The organism is Tessaracoccus yangjingae, from assembly GCF_054483935.1.
In genome coordinates this window covers 3,492,473-3,514,931 of sequence record NZ_CM137014.1, presented here as the reverse complement: position 1 = coordinate 3,514,931, position 22,459 = coordinate 3,492,473, and the positions used below count along the sequence as shown (strand labels likewise).

The 22,459-nt window shown below is 71.9% G+C and carries 20 protein-coding genes and 1 tRNA gene; 16 read left to right on the top strand and 5 right to left on the bottom strand.

Annotated elements, in window-relative coordinates; translation table 11 throughout:
* Window positions 1–16: 16 nt before the first annotated feature.
* The 11 genes from ACX1D3_RS15965 (at window position 17) to ACX1D3_RS15915 (ending at window position 12,253) form a co-directional block, all read left to right on the top strand.
* Entirely contained in the window at window positions 17–1,402 is a 1,386-nt protein-coding gene (locus tag ACX1D3_RS15965; protein WP_458994784.1) for a hypothetical protein, read from the top strand.
* A complete protein-coding gene (gene tmk / locus ACX1D3_RS15960) occupies window positions 1,399–2,025 on the top strand; it encodes a dTMP kinase (RefSeq protein WP_458994783.1) in 627 nt (208 codons plus the stop codon). The genes ACX1D3_RS15965 and tmk overlap by 4 nt, the downstream gene beginning before the upstream one ends.
* Before the next feature lie 34 nt (window positions 2,026–2,059).
* Complete coding sequence (locus ACX1D3_RS15955) at window positions 2,060–3,208, top strand: DNA polymerase III subunit delta' (RefSeq protein WP_458994782.1); 1,149 nt, start codon at window positions 2,060–2,062, stop codon at window positions 3,206–3,208.
* An 82-nt stretch (window positions 3,209–3,290) separates the two neighbouring features.
* Window positions 3,291–4,733 carry a DoxX family protein gene (locus tag ACX1D3_RS15950; RefSeq protein WP_458994781.1) on the top strand — a complete coding sequence of 481 codons (1,443 nt, stop codon included), beginning with the start codon at window positions 3,291–3,293 and terminating at the stop codon, window positions 4,731–4,733.
* Window positions 4,734–4,785: 52 nt separating this feature from the next.
* Window positions 4,786–5,643 carry a PSP1 domain-containing protein gene (locus ACX1D3_RS15945; protein WP_458994780.1) on the top strand — a complete coding sequence of 286 codons (858 nt, stop codon included), beginning with the start codon at window positions 4,786–4,788 and terminating at the stop codon, window positions 5,641–5,643.
* Window positions 5,636–7,288 (top strand): alpha/beta hydrolase, encoded by a 1,653-nt coding sequence (locus ACX1D3_RS15940; protein WP_458994779.1) that lies wholly within the window; start codon window positions 5,636–5,638, stop codon window positions 7,286–7,288. Before ACX1D3_RS15945 ends, ACX1D3_RS15940 begins: the two co-directional genes overlap by 8 nt.
* A gap of 75 nt (window positions 7,289–7,363) precedes the next feature.
* Window positions 7,364–7,439 (top strand) — tRNA-Thr (locus ACX1D3_RS15935).
* Window positions 7,440–7,506: 67 nt separating this feature from the next.
* Window positions 7,507–8,487, top strand: coding sequence for an acetylxylan esterase (locus ACX1D3_RS15930; RefSeq protein ID WP_458994778.1), 981 nt, complete (start codon window positions 7,507–7,509; stop codon window positions 8,485–8,487).
* A gap of 12 nt (window positions 8,488–8,499) precedes the next feature.
* On the top strand, window positions 8,500–9,747 hold the full coding sequence (locus ACX1D3_RS15925; RefSeq protein WP_458994777.1) for an AGE family epimerase/isomerase: 1,248 nt from the start codon (window positions 8,500–8,502) through the stop codon (window positions 9,745–9,747).
* Window positions 9,748–9,831: 84 nt separating this feature from the next.
* Window positions 9,832–11,181, top strand: coding sequence for a flavin monoamine oxidase family protein (locus ACX1D3_RS15920; protein ID WP_458994776.1), 1,350 nt, complete (start codon window positions 9,832–9,834; stop codon window positions 11,179–11,181).
* A complete protein-coding gene (locus tag ACX1D3_RS15915; protein WP_458994775.1) occupies window positions 11,159–12,253 on the top strand; it encodes a winged helix DNA-binding domain-containing protein in 1,095 nt (364 codons plus the stop codon). Before ACX1D3_RS15920 ends, ACX1D3_RS15915 begins: the two co-directional genes overlap by 23 nt.
* A 75-nt stretch (window positions 12,254–12,328) precedes the next feature.
* Here ACX1D3_RS15915 and ACX1D3_RS15910 read toward each other — a convergent pair whose 3' ends face one another.
* The 5 genes from ACX1D3_RS15910 to ACX1D3_RS15890 all read right to left on the bottom strand — a co-directional run bounded on the left by ACX1D3_RS15910 (window position 12,329) and on the right by ACX1D3_RS15890 (window position 16,276).
* A complete protein-coding gene (locus tag ACX1D3_RS15910) occupies window positions 12,329–12,634 on the bottom strand; it encodes a P-II family nitrogen regulator (protein ID WP_458994774.1) in 306 nt (101 codons plus the stop codon).
* A gap of 29 nt (window positions 12,635–12,663) precedes the next feature.
* On the bottom strand, window positions 12,664–13,995 hold the full coding sequence (locus ACX1D3_RS15905) for an ammonium transporter (RefSeq protein ID WP_458994773.1): 1,332 nt from the start codon (window positions 13,993–13,995) through the stop codon (window positions 12,664–12,666).
* A gap of 110 nt (window positions 13,996–14,105) precedes the next feature.
* Window positions 14,106–14,597 (bottom strand): SixA phosphatase family protein, encoded by a 492-nt coding sequence (locus ACX1D3_RS15900; protein ID WP_458994772.1) that lies wholly within the window; start codon window positions 14,595–14,597, stop codon window positions 14,106–14,108.
* Window positions 14,598–14,638: 41 nt separating this feature from the next.
* Window positions 14,639–15,643, bottom strand: coding sequence for a TRM11 family SAM-dependent methyltransferase (locus tag ACX1D3_RS15895; protein WP_458994771.1), 1,005 nt, complete (start codon window positions 15,641–15,643; stop codon window positions 14,639–14,641).
* Between the two features lie 93 nt (window positions 15,644–15,736).
* A complete protein-coding gene (locus ACX1D3_RS15890; RefSeq protein ID WP_458996578.1) occupies window positions 15,737–16,276 on the bottom strand; it encodes an inorganic diphosphatase in 540 nt (179 codons plus the stop codon).
* 107 nt (window positions 16,277–16,383) lie between these two features.
* On the opposite strand from ACX1D3_RS15890, the gene dacB reads away from it, so the two are divergent.
* The 5 genes from dacB to ftsH all read left to right on the top strand — a co-directional run bounded on the left by dacB (window position 16,384) and on the right by ftsH (window position 22,459).
* Complete coding sequence (gene dacB, locus ACX1D3_RS15885; RefSeq protein WP_458994770.1) at window positions 16,384–17,814, top strand: D-alanyl-D-alanine carboxypeptidase/D-alanyl-D-alanine endopeptidase; 1,431 nt, start codon at window positions 16,384–16,386, stop codon at window positions 17,812–17,814.
* Complete coding sequence (locus ACX1D3_RS15880; protein WP_458994769.1) at window positions 17,814–18,785, top strand: Rv3626c family coenzyme F420 biosynthesis-associated protein; 972 nt, start codon at window positions 17,814–17,816, stop codon at window positions 18,783–18,785. Before dacB ends, ACX1D3_RS15880 begins: the two co-directional genes overlap by 1 nt.
* Window positions 18,778–19,743, top strand: coding sequence for a tRNA lysidine(34) synthetase TilS (gene tilS, locus ACX1D3_RS15875; protein WP_458994768.1), 966 nt, complete (start codon window positions 18,778–18,780; stop codon window positions 19,741–19,743). Before ACX1D3_RS15880 ends, tilS begins: the two co-directional genes overlap by 8 nt.
* 11 nt (window positions 19,744–19,754) lie before the next feature.
* A complete protein-coding gene (hpt, locus tag ACX1D3_RS15870; protein ID WP_458994767.1) occupies window positions 19,755–20,306 on the top strand; it encodes a hypoxanthine phosphoribosyltransferase in 552 nt (183 codons plus the stop codon).
* A 125-nt stretch (window positions 20,307–20,431) separates the two neighbouring features.
* The gene (gene ftsH / locus ACX1D3_RS15865) at window positions 20,432–22,459 is read left to right on the top strand and encodes an ATP-dependent zinc metalloprotease FtsH (RefSeq protein ID WP_458996577.1); all 2,028 of its coding nucleotides are present in this window, start codon (window positions 20,432–20,434) and stop codon (window positions 22,457–22,459) included.

Sequence of the window (22,459 nt, the reverse complement as noted above, 5' to 3'; positions counted from 1 at the left end):
CACTAGGGTGGCCCCCATGGGTAAGAAGCGTCGCGCCGTGCTCCGGCTGGAGGTCCCCTTCACCTCCGATCCGCCACGGCTGACCTCGGAGGCGGTCGGCCTGCCACGGATACTGCGTCGCCCCGCCGCCTCCTACACGATGGACGTGACGGTCCTCGACGTCGACGACGCCCGGCTCCTGCGGGCCGGCGTGACCGTGGCGCACCGGGTGATCGACGGGCTGGGGGAGTGGTACCTGGCGGGCCCGTCCTGGGCGCCTCACCTGCCGGTCGAGCAGGTTGAGCCGCTCGGCGCGTCCGGAGACCTCCCGGAGCAGTACGCCCGCCTGCTGCGCCCCCTGGTGCGCCGTGGCGTGCTCGGCACCATGGCCGCACTGCACTGCGAACGCGACGAGTGGGCGCTGCGCACCACCGAGGGACAGGTCGCCGCCGTCGTCCGCGACGAGCGCGTCCGGATCCGACGCAGCGGCATCACCACCGCGCGCTACCGCGAGATCACCATCACCCCCACCGAACACCTGACCGGCCAGCAGCGGGACTTCCTGGTCAGCGCGGCCATGTCGGTCAACGCGACGGTCGTCGACGGGTACCCCAGCATCCGCCAGCGCCTCGGCGCCCCCGCCACCGGCCTGACGAGCTTCCCCCTCCCGCGCGAGACCAACCGCGATTCGACGCTGGAGGAGTTCGTGGCGTCGCTCTTCGCCGAGCACCTGCAGGGGATCGTCAGGGCAGACCTTGCACGTCGGGCGTCGGGCGGCGAGGACCTGTCCGAGCTCAATGCCCGGTTGTGGGCCTTCGGGCGGGACCTCCGAGGGCTGGCCCCGGTGCTGGAGCCGTCCTGGCGGGAGGCCACGGAACGGGCGCTCGGTGGGCTGCCGTTCGGATCGCCTGCCGAGGTGGAGACCCCCTTGCTGGACGTGATCGACGCCCTCGTCGGCGCGGCCCGGGCACCGCGCCTGGGTGACCTGGCGCACAAGCCCGCGGCGGAGCTGCTGTATCAGCGCGCCGAGCAGGCCACCTTCATCCTGGCGGACCGCTGCCGCGCCCTCCGCGCGGACTCCACCGACGAGCAGTGGCAGGGCGCGCTGGGCGCCGCCGAGCAGCTCGAGGTGGTGGTGGCCGTCGCGGCTCCGCTGTTCCCGAAGGTGGTCACCCGGATCCTCCGCCGCCTCGGCGACGTGACCCAGGAGTTGCGGAGGTGCGCGCTCGGCGCGTTCGCGGGGGAGCCCGCGCTGGACGGGCTGAGTGCCGCGCAGGCGTTCGCCCTCGGCCGCGACACCGAACGCAAGCGCGCCGAGGTCAGGCGCCACCGGGAGGCATTCATCGAACGCTGGCCGGACCGGGTCACGGAGGCGCGCAAGCTGATGCGTCGGGCCGCGAAGCACGAGGCCAGGAAGAAGTGACCGGCCTGTTCGTCGTGTTCGAGGGTGGCGACGGGGTGGGCAAGTCGACGCAGGTCGAGCGGCTCGCCGCCTGGCTGGCCGATCGGGGTGTGCCCCACGTGGTGACCCGCCAGCCCGGCGGCACGCCCGTGGGGGCGGAGCTGAGGCGGCTCGTGCTGGACCCGGCGATGGGCCACGTCGATCCGAGGGCCGAGGCGCTCATGTACGCCGCGGACAAGGCCCAACACGTGCACGAGGTCATCCGTCCCGCGCTTGCCCGCGGCGAGGTGGTGGTGTGCGACCGCTACGTCGATTCGATGATCGCCTACCAGGGGGCGGGGCGTGCGCTGGACATCGACGACGTGGCGCGCATCGCCTGGTGGGCCGTTGGCGGCCTCAAGCCGCACCTGACCGTGCTGCTCGACGCCGACCCGACCGACGCCGTCGAGGCGATCTCGGACAAGGACCGACTCGAGGGCGCCGGGATCGGGTTGCACCACCGGGCGCGGGACTTCTTCCTCGACCTGGCCGCCCGGGAGCGGGACCGCTACGTGGTCCTCGACGCCCGCGGCACCCGCGAGGATCTGGGGGAGGCCATCGCCGGGGAGCTGGCCCGGCGGCTGGGTCCGCTGAGGACGGCCTGAGCGCCGCGTCGGCGGCGCATGGCAGGATGGCCGCATGGGTGACGTGTGGTCTGAGCTGATCGGGCAGGAGCGGGCCGTCGGCACCCTCCGCCGCGCCGTCGAGGGCCACAGCCACGCCATGACGCACGCCTGGCTGTTCGTCGGCCCACCTGGATCCGGACGCTCCAACGCGGCCAAGGCCTTCGCCGCTGCGCTGCAGTGCCCCACGGGCGGCTGCGGTCGCTGCGAGGCCTGCCGCACCACCCTGTCGGGCGCCCATCCTGACGTGACCCTCCTCCGCACCGAACAGCTTTCGATCGGTGTGGACGAGGTGCGCGCGCTGGTCGGCCGGGCGTCGATGGCCCCGGTGAAGAACCGGCACCAGATCGTCGTCGTGGAGGACGCGGACCGGATCACCGAACGCGGTGCCGACGCGCTCCTCAAGGGCCTGGAGGAGCCGGCCCGCCGGACGGTGTGGCTCCTCTGCGCGCCCAGCGCGGACGACGTCATCATCACCATCCGCTCGCGCTGCAGGGTCATCAAGCTGGTCACGCCCGGCGACGACGCGGTGACCGAGCTGCTGATCACCCGCGACGGCATTTCGCCCGCCCTCGCGGCCCACGCGGCGCGCGCCGCGCAGGGGCACGTGGGCAGGGCCCGCATGCTCGCCCGTTCGGAGGACGCAAGGATCCGGCGGCGCGAGATCCTCTCGCTCCCCGGCAGGCTCACGTCGGTCACCGCGTGCCTCGACGCCGCCGAGAACCTGGTCTCCTCCAGCGCCGACGAGGCGGCGCAGGCCACGGCGGATCTCGACGCCCGGGAGATGACCGCGTTGCAGGAGGCGCTGGGCGTGGGTGGCCGCGGAGCCAAGCCGCGCAACGCCCAGGCCGCGCTGCGCGAGCTCGAGGAGCAGCAGAAGGCCCGAGGCAAGCGGCTCCAGCGGGACGCCCTGGATCGGGTGCTGACCGAGTTCACCGGCTACTACCGTGACGTCCTGGCCCGCCAGACGGCCCCGGAGGTGCCCCTGGTCAACGCGGATCTGGCTGACGAGATCGAGCCCGTGGCCCGTCGGTCGACCCCCGAGCAGACGGTCCGCGCGCTGGACGCCATCCTGCAGGCGCGCACCGCGCTCGAGGGCAACGTGGCCCCCCTGCTGGCGCTCGAGGCGTTGTTGATCAGCCTCTCCCTGGCCGCCCGGACCTGACCCCGGCGGGCGTGTCACCCCGGCTCCGGCATGGCCCGGGTGCCAAGATGGCAGGCAAGACTGCCCACTGATAGGGGAACCGATGTCCAACAACGATTGGATCCAGGAAGGCACACCTCGCGACGAGGAGTGGACGGCCGAACAGGACGACTACGGAGTGCCCGTGGAGCCAGCCGAGTGGGACGACTACGCGTCTGAGCAGACGGTGCCGGTGCCGCCGGCGCCCAGCCAGCCCGCGCCCGAGCTGGTGCCCGCCGAGGAGCATGACGAGCCCGCGGACGAGTGGGAGAGCGTCGAGACCGAGCGCGTGGTGGCCGGCGACGCGCAGCCCGCGGCGGAGTCCTTCGAGGAGGCCGAACCCGCCGTCGACGAGGTTGAGCCGTCCGCGGTGGAGCCTGACGCGGCCGTCGACGAGGGCGAGCCGTTCCCCGGGGAGCCCGAACCGGGCGTCACCGAGGAGGAGCAGCCCGCAGGGGAGGCGGAAGTTGTCGTCGCCGAGGAACCGTCCGGGGGAGAGCCCGGCCTGGTCGATGAGCAGGAGTGGACGGTCGAGGAGCCGGCCGCCGCCCAGGACGGCGATGAGACGCAGACCCCGCCGGCCCTGGAGGACGAGTGGGCCGCCGAGGAGCCGATGCCCGTCCCTTCGGGTGATACAGAGCCTGTCGACGCCGAGCCTGCGGCGGTCGTGGACGACGAGGAGACCCCGGCGGTCGTCGACGACCAGGAGACCCCGGCGGAGGAGGCCGGCGCTGCCGCGTCCTTCGGGTGGCCCGTCCGGCCGGAGCCCGGAGAGGACGCAGCGGAGGATCCCCAGGCCACGCAGGCGATGCCGCTGCTCGCCCCGGCTCCGGCGGCCGTCGCCGCGGGCGCTGCCGGCACGGCCGCCCTGGCGGGCCTCTACAGGGGGGACCGCGACCAGACGAGGGTCATCGACCCGTCGCAGCGGCAGAGCCTGGACGACGAGATGGCGGAGGAGGAGCGGGTCGCGCACCAGCTCCGGGCTGAGAAGGAGGCGCGTGACCAGCGCCTCGGGCTGGTCCAGACCTCCGATGCCAACGCGGTGCGCCACCTGCCCCAGGGCCGGCGGGGCGTGGGCCATTTCGGCAGCTTCGGGCTGTTCGTGCTGCGGCTGGTGACGGCCGCCATCCTGGGCGTCGTCGGCTACCAGGTGTTGAGCGCACTGGACGCCACGACAGAGTTCCTCGGCCGCACGCTGATCCCGGAGCCGGAGCTCGTGGCCTGGATCGTCGGGATCGGCCTGGCGGTCATGGCTGTCCTGCTGTTGATTGGCCTTGCCGTGCGGGTGGTCGGCGTCCTGCTCGTCGTCGTCGCGGCGGGGTCGCTGGCGTTCATCCGGTGGGGCCAGTTCAGCCCCTTCGTGGCTGGGATGGAGGGCTTCCTCGGAGACCTCGACCTGCTGCTGTTCGCGGTGGGGATCGTGTTCCTGTCGCTGGGCGGCGGGCGCTGGGGCATCGACGGCGCCTTCGTGAAGGCACGCGAGAACGCCCGCGAGGCCAGGCACTGACGAGCCCGAGCCCGCGGGCCGCGTGGCTTGGCGGGCTTACTAGGCTGTGCGCATGGCACGGGTGATGGCTGTCGCCTTCGAGCGGTACGGCCAACTGCACTATCTGGACCCTGGGGACCGGCAGTACGCCGTCGGAGACTGGGTCAGGTTCCCCACGCCCGACGGCGAGGAGGTCGCGCAGTGCGTCTGGGCGCCTGAGAGTGTGCAGGAGGGCTTCGACGCCCTGCCCGTGTGCCCGGGCCCGGCCACCGACGCGGACCTGCAGCGGGACCGGGCGAACCGGGACATCCGTGCCAACGCGGTCCGGGTGGCGAAGGACCTGATCGCCAAGCACCGCCTGCCCATGAAGGTGGTGGGGGTGGACTTCCTCGACAGGTCGCCCCAGTTCGACAGGCTCGTCGCCGTCTACTACACCGCCCCCCACCGCGTGGACTTCCGCGGGCTGCTCGGGGACCTCGCGCGCGCGCTCGACTCCAGGATCGACCTGCGGCAGGTGGGCGCCCGCGACGCCGCACGCCTGATCGGTGGCGTCGGCAGCTGCGGGCGCGAGCTGTGCTGCACCACCTTCCTCACTGACTTCGAGCCCGTCGGAATGCGCCTGGCCCGCGTGCAGGGCCTGCCGCCCAACCCGCTGCAGATCGCCGGCGCCTGCGGTCGGCTCATGTGCTGCCTCAAGTACGAGCACCCCCTCTACGTTGACTTCGTGCAGCGCGCGCCCGCCGTCGGGGACCATGTCACCGTCGACGGCGAGGAGGGCGTGGTCACCGGCCACAACGTCCCCTCGCAGACGGTCACGGTGCGCCAGGGCAACGGCGAGGTCGTGCGGTGTCCGTTGGAGTCGGTATGTTCTACGGCCAGGGCGCGCCGGACGTTCGCGCAGGAGTCGGCCGGGAAGGGCGCGGATGAGTAGGAGGGTCAACCTCATCCAGGGGGTGTTGACGCTGATCGCGATCGCGTTGGTGACCACCCTGTTCCTGGGCGGCTTCGTGGGCGGAACCAACCGGGACCAGCCCGCCTCCCCCAACACGCCCGGCCCGGCCACGCCGTCGCCGCTGCCCACCGGTGCCCGGATGCCAGGGGTGCCGGAGGTGCCGGTGGACCAGCACGAGACCTTCCCCGAGGAGCCCTCGCACAACGCGGACCGCCAACTGGGCTACGAGGCGTCGGGCGCGCCGCAGGTCTCGTTCCTCGCCTCCGAAGGAGATCTGGCGGCCTACGCGAGCCAGGTCGTCGAGTGGAAGCGGTGCGACGAGGGCGCCGGCCAATGTGCCACCGTCAAGGTGCCCCTGGACTGGGATAACCCCGCCGGCGACGCCATCGAGATCGCGGTGCGCCGCGTCATCGACGGAGACTCGTCGCGCGGCCCGTTGTTCGTCAACCCGGGGGGCCCCGGATTCGGCGGTCAGGACTTCGCCCAGCAGATCGCGGGCAGGTGGACCAACTACGACACGGTGGGCTGGGACCCCCGGGGCACGGGGAAGTCCACCAGCGTGGTCTGCGGCACGCTCGAGGAGACCGACGAGATCTTCGAGCTCGACGGCAGCCCCGACGACGCCGCCGAGGACCTGGCGCTGCAGGACGGAGCCACGGACTTCGCCCAGCAGTGCCGGGACTCCTCGGGGGACCTGCTGGACCACCTCACCACCATCGACGTGGTGCGTGACCTCGATCTCCTGCGCCACCTCCTCGGTGCCGAGAAGCTCAACTACGTGGGCGTGTCCTACGGCACATACGTGGGTGCCATGTACGCCGAGCTGTTCCCCAACTCGGTCGGCAGGCTGGTGCTGGACGCCGCCGTCGACATCACCGGCGAGGACGAGACGCCTCAGACGCAGGGCTTCGAGCGGGCCATGGGCAACTTCACCGCGTGGTGCGCCGGGTCGGACCTGTGCAGCCTCGGCGACGACCAGCAGGAGATCACCGACGCCATCGACGCCTTCCTCACCGAGCTGGACGCCGCGCCGCTCGAGGTGGGCGACCGCATCCTCACCCAGACGATGGCCGCCACGGGCATCGCGCTGTACCTGTACGAGGACGAGGAGGCGTACCGCACCCTGGACGTGGTCATCGCCAACGGCATGGCCGGCGACGGCGAGGCCCTCCTGTACTCCGCGGACCTGCTCAACGGCCGTGGGCCGGCCGCCTATGACACCATCGCCTACGCCTTCCCCGCCATGATCTGCGCGGACTGGGCGGACGAGGGGGTGGCGCCCGTCCCGCAGGAGTGGCGCGACACCTTCGAGGTGGCCCCTCTGATGGCACCGCACATGGGGATGAGCTACAACTGCCAGCTGTGGACGGTCGACTCCGCGCCCGAGATCCGGATCACGGCCCAGGGCGCTCCCACCATCCTGGTTGTCGGCACGACGGGGGATTCGGCCACGCCGTACGAGCAGGCGCAGTCCATGGCTGCACAGCTGGAGTCCGGGACGCTGCTCACGCTCGACGGCGCCGGACACGGCGCGGTCACCGGGGACAACGGCTGCATCGCCGACGCCGTGGACGGGTTCCTCTACGACGGCGTGGCACCCGAGGACGGCACCACCTGCTCGTGACCCCGGCCCGCGCCGAGCCGGGGCTCGATGGGCTTTTGCCGAGGGGAAGCGGCGCCGGTATAGTTCCCACGTGCTGCCGCCCTAGCTCAGTCGGTAGAGCGACGCTCTCGTAAAGCGTAGGTCACGGGTTCGATTCCCGTGGGCGGCTCCAGCGGAAGGCCCCGGTCCCAGACCGGGGCCTTCCCGCGTTTCCGGGCCACCTCGATAGAGTCTCCGCCATGGCCCAGTTCGACCTCCCCCTCGACGTCATCCGCACCTACCGACCCGACGTGCCGGAGTCTGCGGACTTCGACGCGTTCTGGGCGGACACCCTCGCGGCGGACGCGCCCGTTCAGCTGCTCGACGAGGCTCCTCTCGACAACCGGCAGGCGCTCATCGACACGTTCGACCTCACCTTCACCGGCTTCGGTGGAGCGCCGATCAAGGCCTGGCTGCATGTCCCGGCGGGCGCCACAGGGCCGTTGCCCACCGTCGTGCGCTACCACGGGTACTCCGTCTCGCGCGGCATGCCGCTCGCGCCCCTGTACGCCGCGGCCGGCTACGCCCAGTTCGACCTCGACAACCGCGGCCAGGGCTGGCACGCGGCAAGCATCTTCGAGCGCAGCCCCGACCCGCACGACGACGCCGGGGCCTTCGGGCCGCCCGGCCCCATGACCAAGGGCATCGCGTCGCGTGAGACGTACTACTACCGCCGCCTCATCACCGACGCGGCGCGACTGCTCCAGCTGGCGGCCGGGCACCGGCTCGTCGACGCATCGCGCCTGGTGGTCTCGGGGATCTCCCAGGGCGGCTACCTCACGCTCGCGGCGGCAGGGCTCGCGCCCTCGCTGGGGATCCAGCTGGCCGGCGCGATGCCCGACGTGGCGTTCATGTGCCACATCCGCCGCGCCGTGGGGCTCATCGACGACGCGCCGTTCTCGGACGTCGCGCGCTTCATCCGCGCCGCGCCGCACCTCGAGGACGCCGTCTGGGAGACCCTCAGCAGCTTCGACGGCGTCTCCTTCGCCCGCCGCGCCACCTGCCCCGCCCTGTTCTCGGCGGCGCTGGCCGACACCGTCTGCCCCCCGTCGACGGTGTTCGCCGCCCACAACGCCTACGGCGGCCCCCGCGACATCGTCGTCTACCCGCACAGCGGCCACGAGGGTGGACAGGACGTGCAGCTGTGGCGTCAACTCGGCTGGCTCGCCGAGAACCTCTGATAAGGAAGCACCATGACAGACCTCTTCGGCGACCACGCAGACCCGTTCACGGACCCCACGCACCGGCGCTTCCTCATCGAGCACCGCCGGGAGCTGCTGGACTTCTACCAGCCGGAGGTCTGCCTCCCCTCGGGCGGGTTCGCGTGGATCGGCAACGAGGGGCACGCCATGCCCGAGATGGGCGCGCAGCTCTTCATCGGCGCCAGGATGACCCACGTGTTCTCGCTGGCCGCCATGGAGGGGCGCCCCGGCGCGCGCGACGTGGTGGAGCACGGGCTGGCCTTCTACCTCGACGGCCCCGGCCGCGACCCCGAGTTCGACGGCTGGGTGCCGTCCGTCGGCGGCGACCAGCCGCAGGACCGCAAGGAGCTGTACGGGACCGCGCAGCTGCTGCTCGCCGCCAGCTCCGCCACCGCCGCGGGCTTCGCCCGGGGTCGCGAGCTGCTGGAGGCCGCGTCGTCCGTCATCGACAGCCACTACTGGCGCGAGGAGGACGGCATCTGCGTGGAGGGCTACGACCGGTCCTTCACCGAGCTGGACGACTACCGCGGGCAGAACGCCAACATGCATCTCACCGAGGCCTACCTCGCCGCCTTCGAGGCCACGGGTGAACAGAAATACCTGACCAGGGCCGCGTCCATCGCGCGCAGGATCGCATCGGCGGCCGCCGAGCCCGTGGAGGGCGCGTGGCGGCTGCCCGAGCACTTCACCGCGGACTGGGAGCCGCTGCCGGAGTACAACGCGGAGGACCCCCGCCACCCCTTCCGGCCCTACGGGTCCCAGCCCGGGCACTGGCTGGAGTGGACCAAGCTGCTGCTTCAGCTGCGCGGCCTCGGCGTGGACGAGCCGTGGCTGCTGCCCGCGGCGGCCGCCCTGTTCGACGGCGCGGTCCGCGACGCGTGGAAGGAGGGCTTCGTCTACACGGTCGACTGGGAAGGCCGGCCCGTTGTGGAGGAGCGCTTCTTCTGGGAGGTGGCCGAGGGCATCGGTGCGGCGCGGTACCTGTGGCTCGCCACGGGCGATCACGCGTACCAGGAGTGGTACGAGAGGTTCTGGCGCTTCGCCGACGAGCATTTCGTCGACCATGGGCGGGGCAGCTGGCACTCGGAGCTCGACGCGTCCCTGGCCCCGGTGACACACACCTGGGACGGCAAGCCGGATCTCTACCACGTCTACCAGGCCACCCTCTACGCCTTCCTGCCCGCCGATCAGGGCTTCGCGGCATGGCTGTCGGCGGGCAACTCGAAAGCCCTGGCTTAGACGACTCCCGGCCATCGGCATGGAATCGGCCTTGTAGGCTGGTCCTCGCTTCCCCGACCCGGGGATTCGTCTAGGAGGAACACGGTGTTCGACTGCGCCATCATCGGGGCTGGGCTGGCTGGGCTCGTCGCCGCGCAATACCTCACGGACCGCGGGCTCGATGTCACGGTGCTCGAGGCGCGGGAACGCGTCGGCGGCCGGGTCGAGAACAAGGTGCTGAGCGACGGCTCGTACGTCGAGCTGGGCGGTCAGTGGATCGGCCCCGGCTTCGACGAGCTGCTCGAGATCATCGATTCGCTGGGGCTGGAGACCATCGGCCTGCCCGCCCGGGGCAACCTCGTGGTCCGGCTCCGCGGTCAGGCGCTCCAGGTGCCCTCCAAGGAGGACACCCCAGCGCTCACCCCGTTCGAGGTCTCCGACCTCGGCCAGGGCCTGCTGCGCCTGCGCCGGCTGGCCGAGCGCCTGCGCGACGACCCCGCCTGGCGGAAGGCCAACGACGCCTGGCTGAAGCAGGATCTGCGCCGGTGGGTCACCACCAACCTGCGCACCCACGGCGCGCAGCGGCGCTTCGCCGAGGTCTACGCCGCCGCGTTCGGACCCATGCCCAAGGAGGCCACGCTCGTCGAGGGCCTGCACCAGGTCAACTCGGGGCCGGATCTGGAGTCCATGCTCGCCAGCAACGGCGGCCTCCACCAGCAGCGCGTCCACGGCGGGATGGCCGCGGTGGCAGAGGCACTCGCCGCCCGCCTGGGTGACGTCGTGCGGCTCGGCGCCGAGGTGACCATGGTGGAGCACGCGGACCGGTCCGCGCGCCTGAGGCTCGCCAACGGCGAGGTGGTCGAGGCCCGGCAGGTCATCTCGACGCTGCCGCCGCGGCTGGCCGTCTCCCTGCCGCATCAGCCGGCCCTCGCCCCCTGGCGCGCCGAGGCGGCGGACCGGGTGGCGCCCGGCAACGTGATCAAGGCCTTCCTCATCTACTCGCGGCCGTTCTGGCGCGAGCTCGGGTACTCCGGCCAGTCCAGCGCGGACGAGGGCGCCGTGCGCGTCACCTTCGACACCACGTCGGACAACTCCGAGCGCGGGCACCTGATGGGCTTCTTCGAGGGCGCGGACGCGGACAGCCTCTCGCGCCGCTCCGTCACGCTGCGCGAGCGCGCGTTCGTGGATTCGGTGGTCCGCACGTTCGGGGACGTCGCGGCCTTCCCGCTGTCCTACATCGAGCGGGACTGGTCCTCCGAGAAATTCACGGGCGGCTGCCACGGCGCGCACTTCGCCCCGGGCGTCTGGACCACCAACGGCCCGGTGCTGGCCGAGCCCGACGGCGTGCTGCACTGGGCGGGCGCCGAGTACGCCACGCGCTTCAACGGATACATGGAGGGTGCGGTCCGCTCGGGCCGCGAGGTGGCCGCCGTTGTCGCCCGCAACCTCGCCTGACGCTCGCCTCGGCCGTCTGCGCCTCGTGGCGCAGGGCCTCATCACGAGGCCGTTCGCGACGCCCACCGCCGCCGTGCGGGCACTCGGGGCGATGCAGGGGCAGGACCTGCCCGGCGTGCTGGCCTCGGCGGCGCTGCGCACCCCGCTGGGGGCCGACGCTGTGCTCGCGGACCTCGACGCCGGCGCTCTGGTGCGCGGCTATCCCATGCGCGGCACCGTCTTCCTGCTTCCTGCCGACGACGCCGCGTGGATCACCGAGCTCTGCGCCAGGCCGTCGGTGCGCGCCGCCTCCGCGCGGAGCCATCAGCTGGAGCTCGATGTCCCCCAGATCGAGCGCGCCCGCGCTCTGGCGCTCGACGCCCTTGACGCAGGGCCCATATCCAGGGCGGCGCTGTTCGAGCGGTGGGACGCCCACGGCCTTGCGCCCCGTGGGGGGAGGGGCTACCACCTGCTCTTCCACCTCATCGCCGGCGGCACCGTCTGCTACGGGCCGTGGAACGGCACCGAACAGGACCTGGTGCTCACGTCGCGCTGGCTTCCGCAGGGATCCACCCTCGAGGGGCGCTTCAACGGGGACCGGGTGGCGGCCGCAGCCGAGTTTCTGCGCCGCTACCTGACCAGCCATGGCCCCGCGACCGTCAGGGACTTCGCCTGGTGGACCAAGCTCGGCCTCGGCGAGATCCGCGCCGCATCGGGGCTGGTGGCCGACGCGCTGGAGACCGACGGGGCCGCCGAGGCGAGCTACTGGCGCCCCGGGCTGCTCGAGGAGGCGGCGGACCTGGGGCGGAGGGCGTCCGCGCCGCTGCTGCTGCCGGGCTTCGACGAGTTCGTGCTGGGGTACCAGGACCGGCTCTTCGCCCTGACCGAGGAGGACCACCACCGCCTCGTCCCAGGCAACAACGGAGTGTTCAAGAAGTCGATCGTCGCCGGGGGGCTGGTGCGGGGGAGTTGGAACCGGGCCGGCCGGCCGGGGAGGCGGACCTTGGAGACCGACGAGTTCGCCCCGCTCAGCGCCACGGTCCGGGCGAGGCTGGACGCGTCGTTCCGGGCCTTCCCCTTCGTCGCGCCCTGACGGAGCACCCGACACCGCAGACAGGGGGAGGGCGACGCATGTCTGCGTCGCCCTCCCCCTGACAGTGCCGTCCGATCAGATGGCAGCGGAGCCCTTCTCGCCGGTGCGGATCCGGACGATCTCGTCGACCGGGGTGGACCAGACCTTGCCGTCGCCGACCGCGCCGGTCCTGGCCGCCTTGGAGATGACCTCGATCACTTCCTCCGCCTCGTCGTCCTCGACCACGACCTCGATCTTCGCCTTGGAGATGAAGTCGATGGTGTACTCGGCGCCGCGGTAGAACTCCTTGTGGCCCCGCTGGCGGGCGTAGCCGGAGCATTCGGTGACGGTCATTCCGGCCACGCCGTGCTGGGCGAGCGCGATCTGAACCTGGGTCAACATGGTGGGCTGAACGATTGCCGTGACAAGCCTCATGCCTTCACGTCCTCTCGGGGGATGGGAACGATCAGCGTCTGCCGAACGCCGTAGGTGGAGTAGCCGACGGCACTGAGGTCGTAGCCGGTCTCAGCGTGCTCCGCGGTGTCGATGCCCTGCGTCTCGGCCGCCTCGGGGACCCGCAGGCCCATGGTCTTGTCCATGACCTTGGCGATCACGAAGGTGACCACGAAGGAGTAGATCATGACCACCACGGCGCCCAGCGCCTGGCGCCACAGCTGATCGACGCCGCCGCCGTAGAAGAGGCCGGCGACACCGGCGGGGGAGTTGGGATCGGCCAGGAAGCCGATGGCCAGGGTACCGACGAGGCCGCCGACGAGGTGGACGCCCACCACGTCGAGCGAGTCGTCGTAGCCGAGGCGCGACTTCAGGCCGATGGCGAAGGCGCAGGCCACACCGGCGAGGACGCCGATGACGAGCGCGCCCAGCGGGCTGACGGAGTGCGCGGCGGGGGTGACACCGACGAGGCCCGCCACGATGCCGGAGGCGGCGCCGAGGCTGGTGGCGTGCCCGTCGCGGAGACGCTCAACCAGCAGCCAGCCGAGCATGGCCGCCGCGCCGCCGGCGAGGGTGTTGATCCAGGCCACACCGGCCATGGAGCCGGCGCCGAGGGCCGAGCCCGCGTTGAAGCCGAACCAGCCGAACCAGAGGAGGCCGGCGCCGAGCATGACCAGCGTCAGGTTGTGGGGGCGCATCGGGGTGCGACCGAAGCCCATGCGGGGGCCGATCACGATGGCCAGCGCGAGTGCCGCGGCGCCTGCGTTGATGTGGATGGCGGTGCCGCCGGCGAAGTCGATGGCCTGGATGCTGTTGGCGATGAACCCGCCCTTCTCAGCCGTGCCGCCGTCGAAGCTGAACACCCAGTGGGCGGCGGGGAAGTACACCAGCAGCGCCCACACGGCGGCGAACACCGCCCATGCGGAGAACTTCATGCGGTCGGCGACCGCGCCGGAGATGAGCGCCACCGCGATGATGGCGAAGGCCGCCTGGAACCCCGCGAAGACCATCGCCGGCACCGTGAAGGTGGCCAGCTCGGGATCCATGAGGCCGTTGAGGAAGAGGAACTCAAGCGGGTTGCCGATGAGGCCGCCGATGGAGTTGCCGAAGGCCATGGAGTAGCCGACGATCACCCAGAGGACCCCGACGATGCCCATCGTCGTGACGGACATCATGAGCATGTTGAGCACGCTCTTGGCGCGGACCATGCCGCCGTAGAAGAACGCGAGACCGGGGGTCATGAGGAGCACCATGGCCGCGCTCACCAGGACCCAAGCGGTATCGCCTGCACTGATTTCGAGAACTGTCATGGCCGAAATCTTGCAGGGCCCGCATTTCGGAAGATTCGTCGCCGGGTAACGGTTGGGTAAGGGAAATCGCGACGCGCGTTTCAGGCGGACGTCGGCACGTTACCGCCCTGTTAAGGGCGTCGTCGGACGCCTTCGAGGCGCACGGTTGAGAAGTCACCTTCGGCCAGATCCGACCAGTCGCCGTCGAAGGTGAAGGCGCTGAAGGCCGAGGTCGGGAACCAGCACTGCGCCTGGTCCGCCTCCGCCCGGTCACTGGCGTAGGCCAACTCTGCGACGAGGCTGGGGATGGTGGGGGCATGCCCCACGACCAGCAGGCCGGAGACGTCCGGGTCCGTCTCGCCGATCCGCTGGAGCATGGTCTCGGTGCCCTGGTAGTAGAGGGCGTCCTGGTACTCGACGGGGATGTCGAGGCCCAGCGCGGCGAACGTCTCGCGGGTGCGCTGCGCGGTGGAGACCAGCGCGTACTGCAGGCCGAGCCCGGCCAGCTCCCGGCCCGCCTCCTGCGAGTCCTGGACGCCGCTGGGCTTGAGGCGCCGCGCCTTGTCGCCGCCCACGTTGTTGGCCTCTGTCTTGGCGTGGCGCATCAGCACGAGTCGTCTCATGGGACGAGCCTACGCGCCGTCACCGAGGGGCGCACGGCATGTCAGGGGCGGGTGGCGACGATGAGGTCACGCTTGATGGAGGAGTCCACCCGGTGCGCGAACCGCTCCCACGGCCCCCCGGCGCGCACCTCGAGCCCGGCGTCGGTGAGCATCGCGGCGAGGTCGTCGCGGGACAGCCCGAACGTGTTCCAGCTGATCCCCAGCGCACCGCCGTGCATGAGCTGGCCCGCCCAGACGGGGATCGCCTCGCCCAGGAGGCCGGCGGGCGAGCGGTCGCGCTTGCCCGCGACACCCCGCACGTCCGTGGAGGAACCGTGCGCGATGCCGTAAGGGGCGTCGGTGACGATGGCGTCGAACCTCTTCTTCCCGAACAGGGCGGCGGAGTCGCGGGTGTCGCCGACGAACGCGGTGACGTGGAGGGCCGGGCCCTCTCCCCGGATCTCGGCGTCGAACCGCCTGCCGATGGCCTTGCCGTCGCGGCGCACGGGCGTGCTGTCCGCCGTGTGCTTGAGCCGCTTGCGCCTGAGGTAGGTGGTGTAGAAGGAGGCCATCTGCTCGAAGGCCTTCGCGTCGCCCTCCACCCCGTACGCGTCGTGGCCGAGCAGAAGCGCGGTGGAGAGCGTTGTGCCGCGGCCGGCGAGCGGGTCGAGGATCTGCCTGGGGCCGGTGGCCTCACGGGTCACCGCGGCGAGCGTGACGCCCACGAGCAGTTGGGTGAACTGCTCGTTGGTCTTGCCCTGGTACTTCGGGATGGTCACCAGGTCGTCGTCGAGGGCGAAGGCGCGGGGGAGCGGGACGGGGCGGAGCAGGTCCCCCTCCGCCTCGAACAGGGCGAAGCACGCGGACTGCCGCGACACCGTCTCCGCCTGGGCCTCGCTCAACTCCGCGGCCTCGAAGGACAGGTACCCGACGCCCGCCACGTCGATGTCGGCGATGCCGGCGGCGAAGGGCGCGGTGAGCTCCAGTTCGGCGGCCGTCAGCGGGCCGGACTCGCCGGCATAGACACGGTTGGCCGACGGCGTACGCAGCATGAGATAGCGGGGCATTGGGTCAGTCTCCCACACGCCCGAGAGGGCCAGGGGCAGCGAAAAGGCCCCGCCGGAGCGGGGCCTCGCGGGACGCGGTGGTCCGGCGGCCTGTCAGGCCAGGTTCATGTGGTGATGCTCGTACGGGGTGCCCTTGGCGCGCTCGAACGACGCCGCGACCTCGGCCTCGGCCTCCTCGCGGCCGGTCCAGGTGGCGCCCTCGACCGACTTGCCCGGCTCCAGGTCCTTGTAGACGGAGAAGAAGTGCTCGATCTCCAGCAGCATGTGCTCGGGCACCGACGACAGGTCCGAGATGTGCTTGCGGCGGGTGTCCGCTGTGGCCACGCACAGGACCTTGTCGTCGCCGCCCATCTCGTCGGTCATGCGGAACATCGCGACGGCGTAGCACTCGATCAGGCAGCCCGGGAAGGTGGGGTCCGCGCCGATCACCATGGCGTCCAGCGGGTCCCCGTCCTGGCCGAGGGTGCCCTCGACGAAGCCGTAGTCGTACGGGTACTGGGTGGAGGTGAACAGCGTGCGGTCCAGGCGGATGCGGCCCGTGTTGTGGTCCATCTCGTACTTGTTCTTGGTGCCCTTGGGGATCTCCACCGTCACGTCGAACAGGATGCGGCGTCCGAGGTCCACCGGGGCCATGCCGACTGGTGCGTCTTCGCTCACGGGGGCACTCCTATGATTGGGGTTGATACCCGCGGGTCGGCGCGGGCCGGATACCCCTGCAGGATACAGGCTCGGAGGACACCTTGCGGACACGCACCAGGACGCTCAACGGGGTCCTGGCGTGGCTTCTGGGAGGGCTTCTGGCCGCTGGGGGCTTCGTCGTCGCCGTGTTCCAGCAGCCCATCCTGGCCGCCACCGGCGTGGTCCGGGCCGGCGCGCCGGCCACGGTGCCGCCCACCCTCTTCTCCCCGTCCCCCACGCCCAGCCCGGATCCGGGAGCGGCCGGCCCGGGGCTCGCGGACCGCGCCCAGACCCCTGCCGAGGGCGCGCTTCCCGACCGGACGGTCCTGGACGCCAGGCTGGGTGGCCTCGACCGCTCGAAGCTCCTCACCGCCGACGGAGGCGCCGCGCAGATCGCCTGGGAGGTCGTCGACGTCGCGTCGGGCGAGGTGGTCGCGGCCAACTCCGCGACCACGGCCCTCACCCCCGCCTCCAACACCAAGACGCTGACCACCCTGGCGGTCATGAACGCATTCACCGGTTCCGAGCGGTTCGCCACCACCGTCGTGCAGCCCGCGCCCGGCCAGATCGTGCTGGTCGGCGGGGGTGACCCGATGCTCCTCAGCGTCCCCGCGGACCCCGGCGCCTACCCGCAGCCGGCCACCACGCAGCAGCTGGCGGCCGACACGGCCGCCGCGCTGAAGGCCGCGGGCCAGGCCAGCGTCAGCCTCGGCTTCGACGCCACGCTGTTCACCGACGCCGGCTGGAACGACACCTGGCCCGGGAACTACCGCGACCAGGTCACCCAGCTGTCCGCGCTGTGGGTCGACGAGGGCCGCGTGGGCGGCGTCCGGAGCCGCACCCCCGCGCTCGACGCCGCCAGGATCTTCGCCGCCCAGCTGGCCGCGGCCGGGATCACGGTGACCGGCGCGCCCGCCGCGGCGGCGGCCGCCGGCGTGGAACTGGCCCGCGTCGAGTCGCTGCCGGTCCACGTCCTCGTCGAGACCGCCATGAACCGGTCGAACAACTCCTTCACCGAGGTGCTCGGGTTCCAGCTGGCGCTCGCCACCGGCCACCCCTCGACGTTCGCGGGATCCGTGGCCGCCATCGAAGAGCAGCTCACCGCGCTCGGCCTCTGGGACGACGGGGCGGTGCTCCTCGACGCGTCGGGCCTCTCCCGCAGCAATCTCGTCACGGCGAACATGCTGGCCAGGGCGCTCAGGGTGATGAGCACGGATGCCCGCCTGTCGGTGGTCCTCGACGGCCTCCCCACGGCCGGGGTGACCGGCACGCTCGCCGACCGCTTCACCGACCAGATCTCGCGGCCCGCCCGCGGGGTGGCCCGGGCCAAGACGGGCACCCTGTCGTTCGTCTCCACGCTCGCCGGCACCACCCTCACCGCCGACGGACGACAGGTGACGTTCGCGTTCCTCATCAATGGGCCCCCGGACGGCTTCGCCGCCAAGCTGTGGACGGACCAGGCCACGGGGGTCGTCGCGGCCTGCGGCTGCTGATGGAGCACGCCCCGATCGTCGACTGGGCGCTTGCCCGCCGCGTTGCGGTGGCCGCGGCCGGCGACCTCCCCGCCCTCACCCGCCCCGAGGCCGAACAGCTGGTGGCCGATCTCCGGGTGACCGCGCGCCGGGCCGGCGGGATCGCGGCGCGCCACCTCGGGTTGGACGGCGCGGGGGCGGATCAGATCCGCGTCGTGGACTGGGCGGGATGGGGCCGGGCGGTCCGCCGGATGGCAGACGGCGCCGTCGCGGAGCTCGGGCTGAGGGCCCGGGAACCGCACCCTCTCAACGCGCTGCGCGGGGTCGGCAACGGGATCCTGGCGGGCCTGGGCATCGGGGTGGTGAGCCGCCGGATGCTGGGGCAGTTCGACGCGTTCACCGGCAGCCGCGCCCTCTACCTGGTGGCGCCCACCATCGTCGCGCACGAGCGGGCCCATCGGTTCGTGCCGGCGGACTTCCGGCTTTGGATCTCCCTGCACGAGCAGACCCATGCCCTGCAGTTCCAGGCCGCGCCCTGGCTGCGGGACCACCTCCGAGCGCTCATGGCGCGCCTGGCCGACGACGACGCCCACCTCCTCGACGGGCTGGCCGGGCTGCGGTCCGCGCGGGACGTGACGGCGCTGATGATCTCGCCGGGCGCCCGCGGCGACCTCGCGGCCCTGACGGCCGCCATGACTTTCCTCGAGGGCCACGCCGACCACGTCGCGGACCGCGCCGGTCGCGGCCACATCAGGACGGTCCCGGCCCTTCGGCGCGCCTTCCACCGCCCTGAGCGAGCCTCGCTGCTGAGCCGCCTCGCCGGGCCGCTGAGCAAGAACGCCCAGTACCGCGACGGGCTGGCGTTCTGCACGGCGGTCCAGCGCTCCGGCGGGAAGCGGGCCCTGGCCGCGGCCTTCGAGGCGCCGGAGGCGCTGCCCACCGCCTCCGAGATCGCGGACCCGACAGCCTGGCTCCGCAGGGTCCGTGGCTAGGCGCGAGCTGGGGCCGGCCGCGCTGAAGGTGGCGCAGGCGGTGGCCGCGATGCTGCCGGACGGCCCCGCGATCGTCGGCTGTTCGGGCGGGGCGGACTCGACGGCGCTCGCCCTGGGGGCGCGGTGGGCGTCGGCGCGGGCGGGCACGACGGTGTCCGCCGTCGTCGTCGACCACGGGCTGCAGCCCGGCTCGAGGGAGGCGGCCGAGGCAGCGGCGGGGCGGCTGACGGCCCGGGGGATCGACGCGGCTGTCATCGCGGTGGCGGTGGGCGGCGACCACGACGGGGGGCTGGAGGCCGCCGCCAGGGATGCCCGGCTGGCAGCCCTGGCCCGGCCCGGGCTACCGGTGATGCTGGGGCACACCATGGACGACCAGGCCGAGACGGTGCTCCTCGGCCTGCTCCGCGGGTCGGGAACCCGGTCACTGGCCGGCATGGCGCCGGTGCGGGGACAGTTCGTCCGCCCCCTCCTCGGCCTGCGCAGGGCCGACACGGAGCAGGCGTGCCGGGAGTGGGGCGTCGAGGTCTGGGCGGACCCCATGAACGAGGATCCCCGCTTCGCGAGGGTGCGGGCGCGGGGCGTGCTGGGCGAGCTGTCGGCCGCGCTCGGCCGCGACGTGGCCTCGTCGCTGGCGCGCACCGCCACCCTGGCCAGGGCCGACGCGGACCTGCTGGACGCTCTGGCGGCCGAGGCCTGGCCCGGGTCGCAGGATCTACGGGTCAGCGACCTGGAGCCGCTGCCCGACGCGCTCCGCTGGCGGGTGGTCCACCGGTGGCTGAGGCGCCACGCCCCGGAGGCCGCGATGGTCCACGTCACGGCGGCGCTCGAGCTCGTGGAGCGCTGGCGTGGGCAGGGCGCCGTCGCGGTGCCTGGAGGGCGGGTGAGCCGATGCTCCGGCGCCCTCGTGTTCCTCCCCGGGGACGGGAGCGGGGCTGCGGACCAGGGCCGCGCGCGATAGGCTGACGAACCGTGGATGCTGCTGACGTTGCCCAGGACCTTGAGAAGGTGCTCTTCACCTCGGACGCGATCCAGGCCCGGGTGGCCGAGATCGCCGCACAGATAGACGCGGACTACCAGGGCCGCCAGGTGCTCCTCGTCGGGGTGCTCAACGGCGCGGTGATGGTGATGAGCGACCTGCAGCGCGCCATGCACAGCCATGTGGAGATGGATTGGATGGCCGTGTCGTCGTACGGCTCCGGCACGCAGTCCAGCGGGGTCGTGCGCATCCTCAAGGATCTGAGCGTGGACCTTGAGGGCCGCGACGTCATCGTCGTGGAGGACATCATCGACACCGGCCTGACGCTGTCCTACCTCATGAGCAACCTCGCGTCCCGCGGTCCCGCCTCGCTGGAGATCATGGCGATGTTCCGCAAGCCCGACGCCGCCCAGATCGCCGTGCCCGTCCGGTACGTGGGCTTCGAGATCCCCAACGAGTTCGTCGTCGGGTACGGGCTGGACTACGCGGGCCGCTACCGCAACCTGCGCGACGTGGGCACGCTGTCGCCCCACGTCTACAGCTGACCAGGTCACCCGGCGCCCGCGTGAGCGCGGGCGGGCGCGGTTGAGGCCGCTGGTAGTGTTTCGGTGCGCCTCACTGTCGCCCTACTAGATCGGCTTTGCCTGTGCAGAAGTTCTTCAAGAGCCCGATGGCCTGGATCCTGATCAGCCTGCTCTTCCTGCTGCTCGGCATGCAGGTGCTCAGCAGCATCACCGGGTTCCAGACCGTTCCCACGTCGGAGACGCTCGCGCTGCTCAACAGCGACACCAAGCTGCAGGAGGTCGTCCTCGTCGACGGCGAGCAGATGATCCAGGTAACCGATGAGCAGGGCGTCAAGACCCAGTCCGCCTGGGTGGGCAACCAGGTCGACGACATCGTCCCCATCCTTGAGGAGCGCGAAGCCGCCGGCACCATCGAGCGCTGGTCGGCGAGCAATCCCAGCCCCAGCCTCCTGTCGATGTTCCTCTACACCGGCCTGCCGTTCATCATCCTGCTGCTGGTCTTCTTCTGGATCATGCGCTCGGTCTCCGGCGGCGGTCAGGGCGGTCCGCTGTCGTTCGGGAAGTCGAAGGCCAAGCTGGTCAGCAAGGACACGCCGAAGACCACGTTCAAGGACGTGGCCGGCGCCGTCGAGGCCGTCGAGGAGCTCGAGGAGATCAAGGAGTTCCTCGCCGAGCCCGCGAAGTTCCAGAAGCTCGGCGCGAAGATCCCCAAGGGCGTCCTCCTCTACGGCCCGCCCGGCACCGGCAAGACGCTGCTGGCCCGCGCTGTCGCTGGCGAGGCGGGCGTGCCCTTCTTCTCCATCTCCGGCTCGGATTTCGTCGAGATGTTCGTCGGCGTGGGCGCCTCCCGGGTCCGTGACCTGTTCAACCAGGCCAAGGAGAATGCGCCGGCCATCATCTTCATCGACGAGATCGACGCCGTCGGGCGCCACCGCGGGGCAGGCCTCGGCGGGGGCCACGACGAGCGCGAGCAGACGCTCAACCAGCTGCTCGTCGAGATGGACGGCTTCGACGTGCGGGGCGGAGTCATCCTCATCGCGGCCACCAACCGTCCCGATGTGCTGGACCCGGCGCTGCTGCGCCCCGGGCGCTTCGACCGCCAGATCGGCGTGGAGGCCCCGGACGTGGAGGGGCGCCAGAAGATCCTCCAGGTGCACGCCAAGGGCAAGCCCCTGGCCAGCGACGTGGACCTGGCCTCCATCGCCCGGCGCACCCCCGGCTTCTCCGGCGCGGACCTCGCCAACGTGCTCAACGAGGCGGCCCTGCTGTCGGCCCGCATGAACCAGGAGATGATCCGCCAGCCGCAGCTGGACGAGGCCATCGACAGGGTCATTGCGGGTCCGCAGAAACGGACCCGCCTCATGAACGACCGTGAGCGCCTCATCACGGCCTACCACGAGGGCGGCCACGCCCTCGTCGCGGCGGCCATGCCCGGCAACGACCCGGTCCAGAAGGTCACCATCCTTCCCCGCGGCCGGGCGCTCGGCTACACCATGGTGATGCCGGACGCGGACAAGTACTCCCAGACCCGCGGCGAGCTGCTGGACCAGATGGCCTACATGATGGGCGGCAGGGCGGCAGAGGAACTGGTCTTCCACGACCCGACAACGGGCGCCTCGAACGACATCGAGAAGGCCACGAAGGTGGCCCGGGCCATGGTCATGCAATTCGGCATGAGCGAGCGCGTGGGCGCCGTCAAGCTCGGCGGAGGGGACTCGGAGCCCTTCATGGGCATGCGGGGCACCGATTCCAGCCAGGAGTACTCGCAGGCCATGGCCGCCGTCGTCGACGACGAGGTCACCAAGCTCATCCACACCGCCCACCAGGAGGCGTTCGATGTCCTCCAGGAGAACCGCGACGTGCTCGACGAGCTGGTGCGGCAGCTGTTCGCCAGGGAGACACTGAACAAGACAGAGGTGGCCGAGGTGTTCAAGGCCCTCCGCCGGCGCGACAAGCGCCCCGCCTGGACGGGCTCGGAGCTGCGCCAGCCGTCGCAGCTGCCCCCCGTCGACGTTCCCCCCGCGCCCGAGGGGCCGGCGGACCCGCCGCCCGTGCTGCCGTCGCCGCCCGCGCCTCCCGCGGCCGGCCCCGACTACTGGCCCGGATCGGCGCCCCAGCCCCCGGAGACGGGGCCCTCCCCCTGGGGTCCCCCAACCCCGCCGGCCGGGCACTGA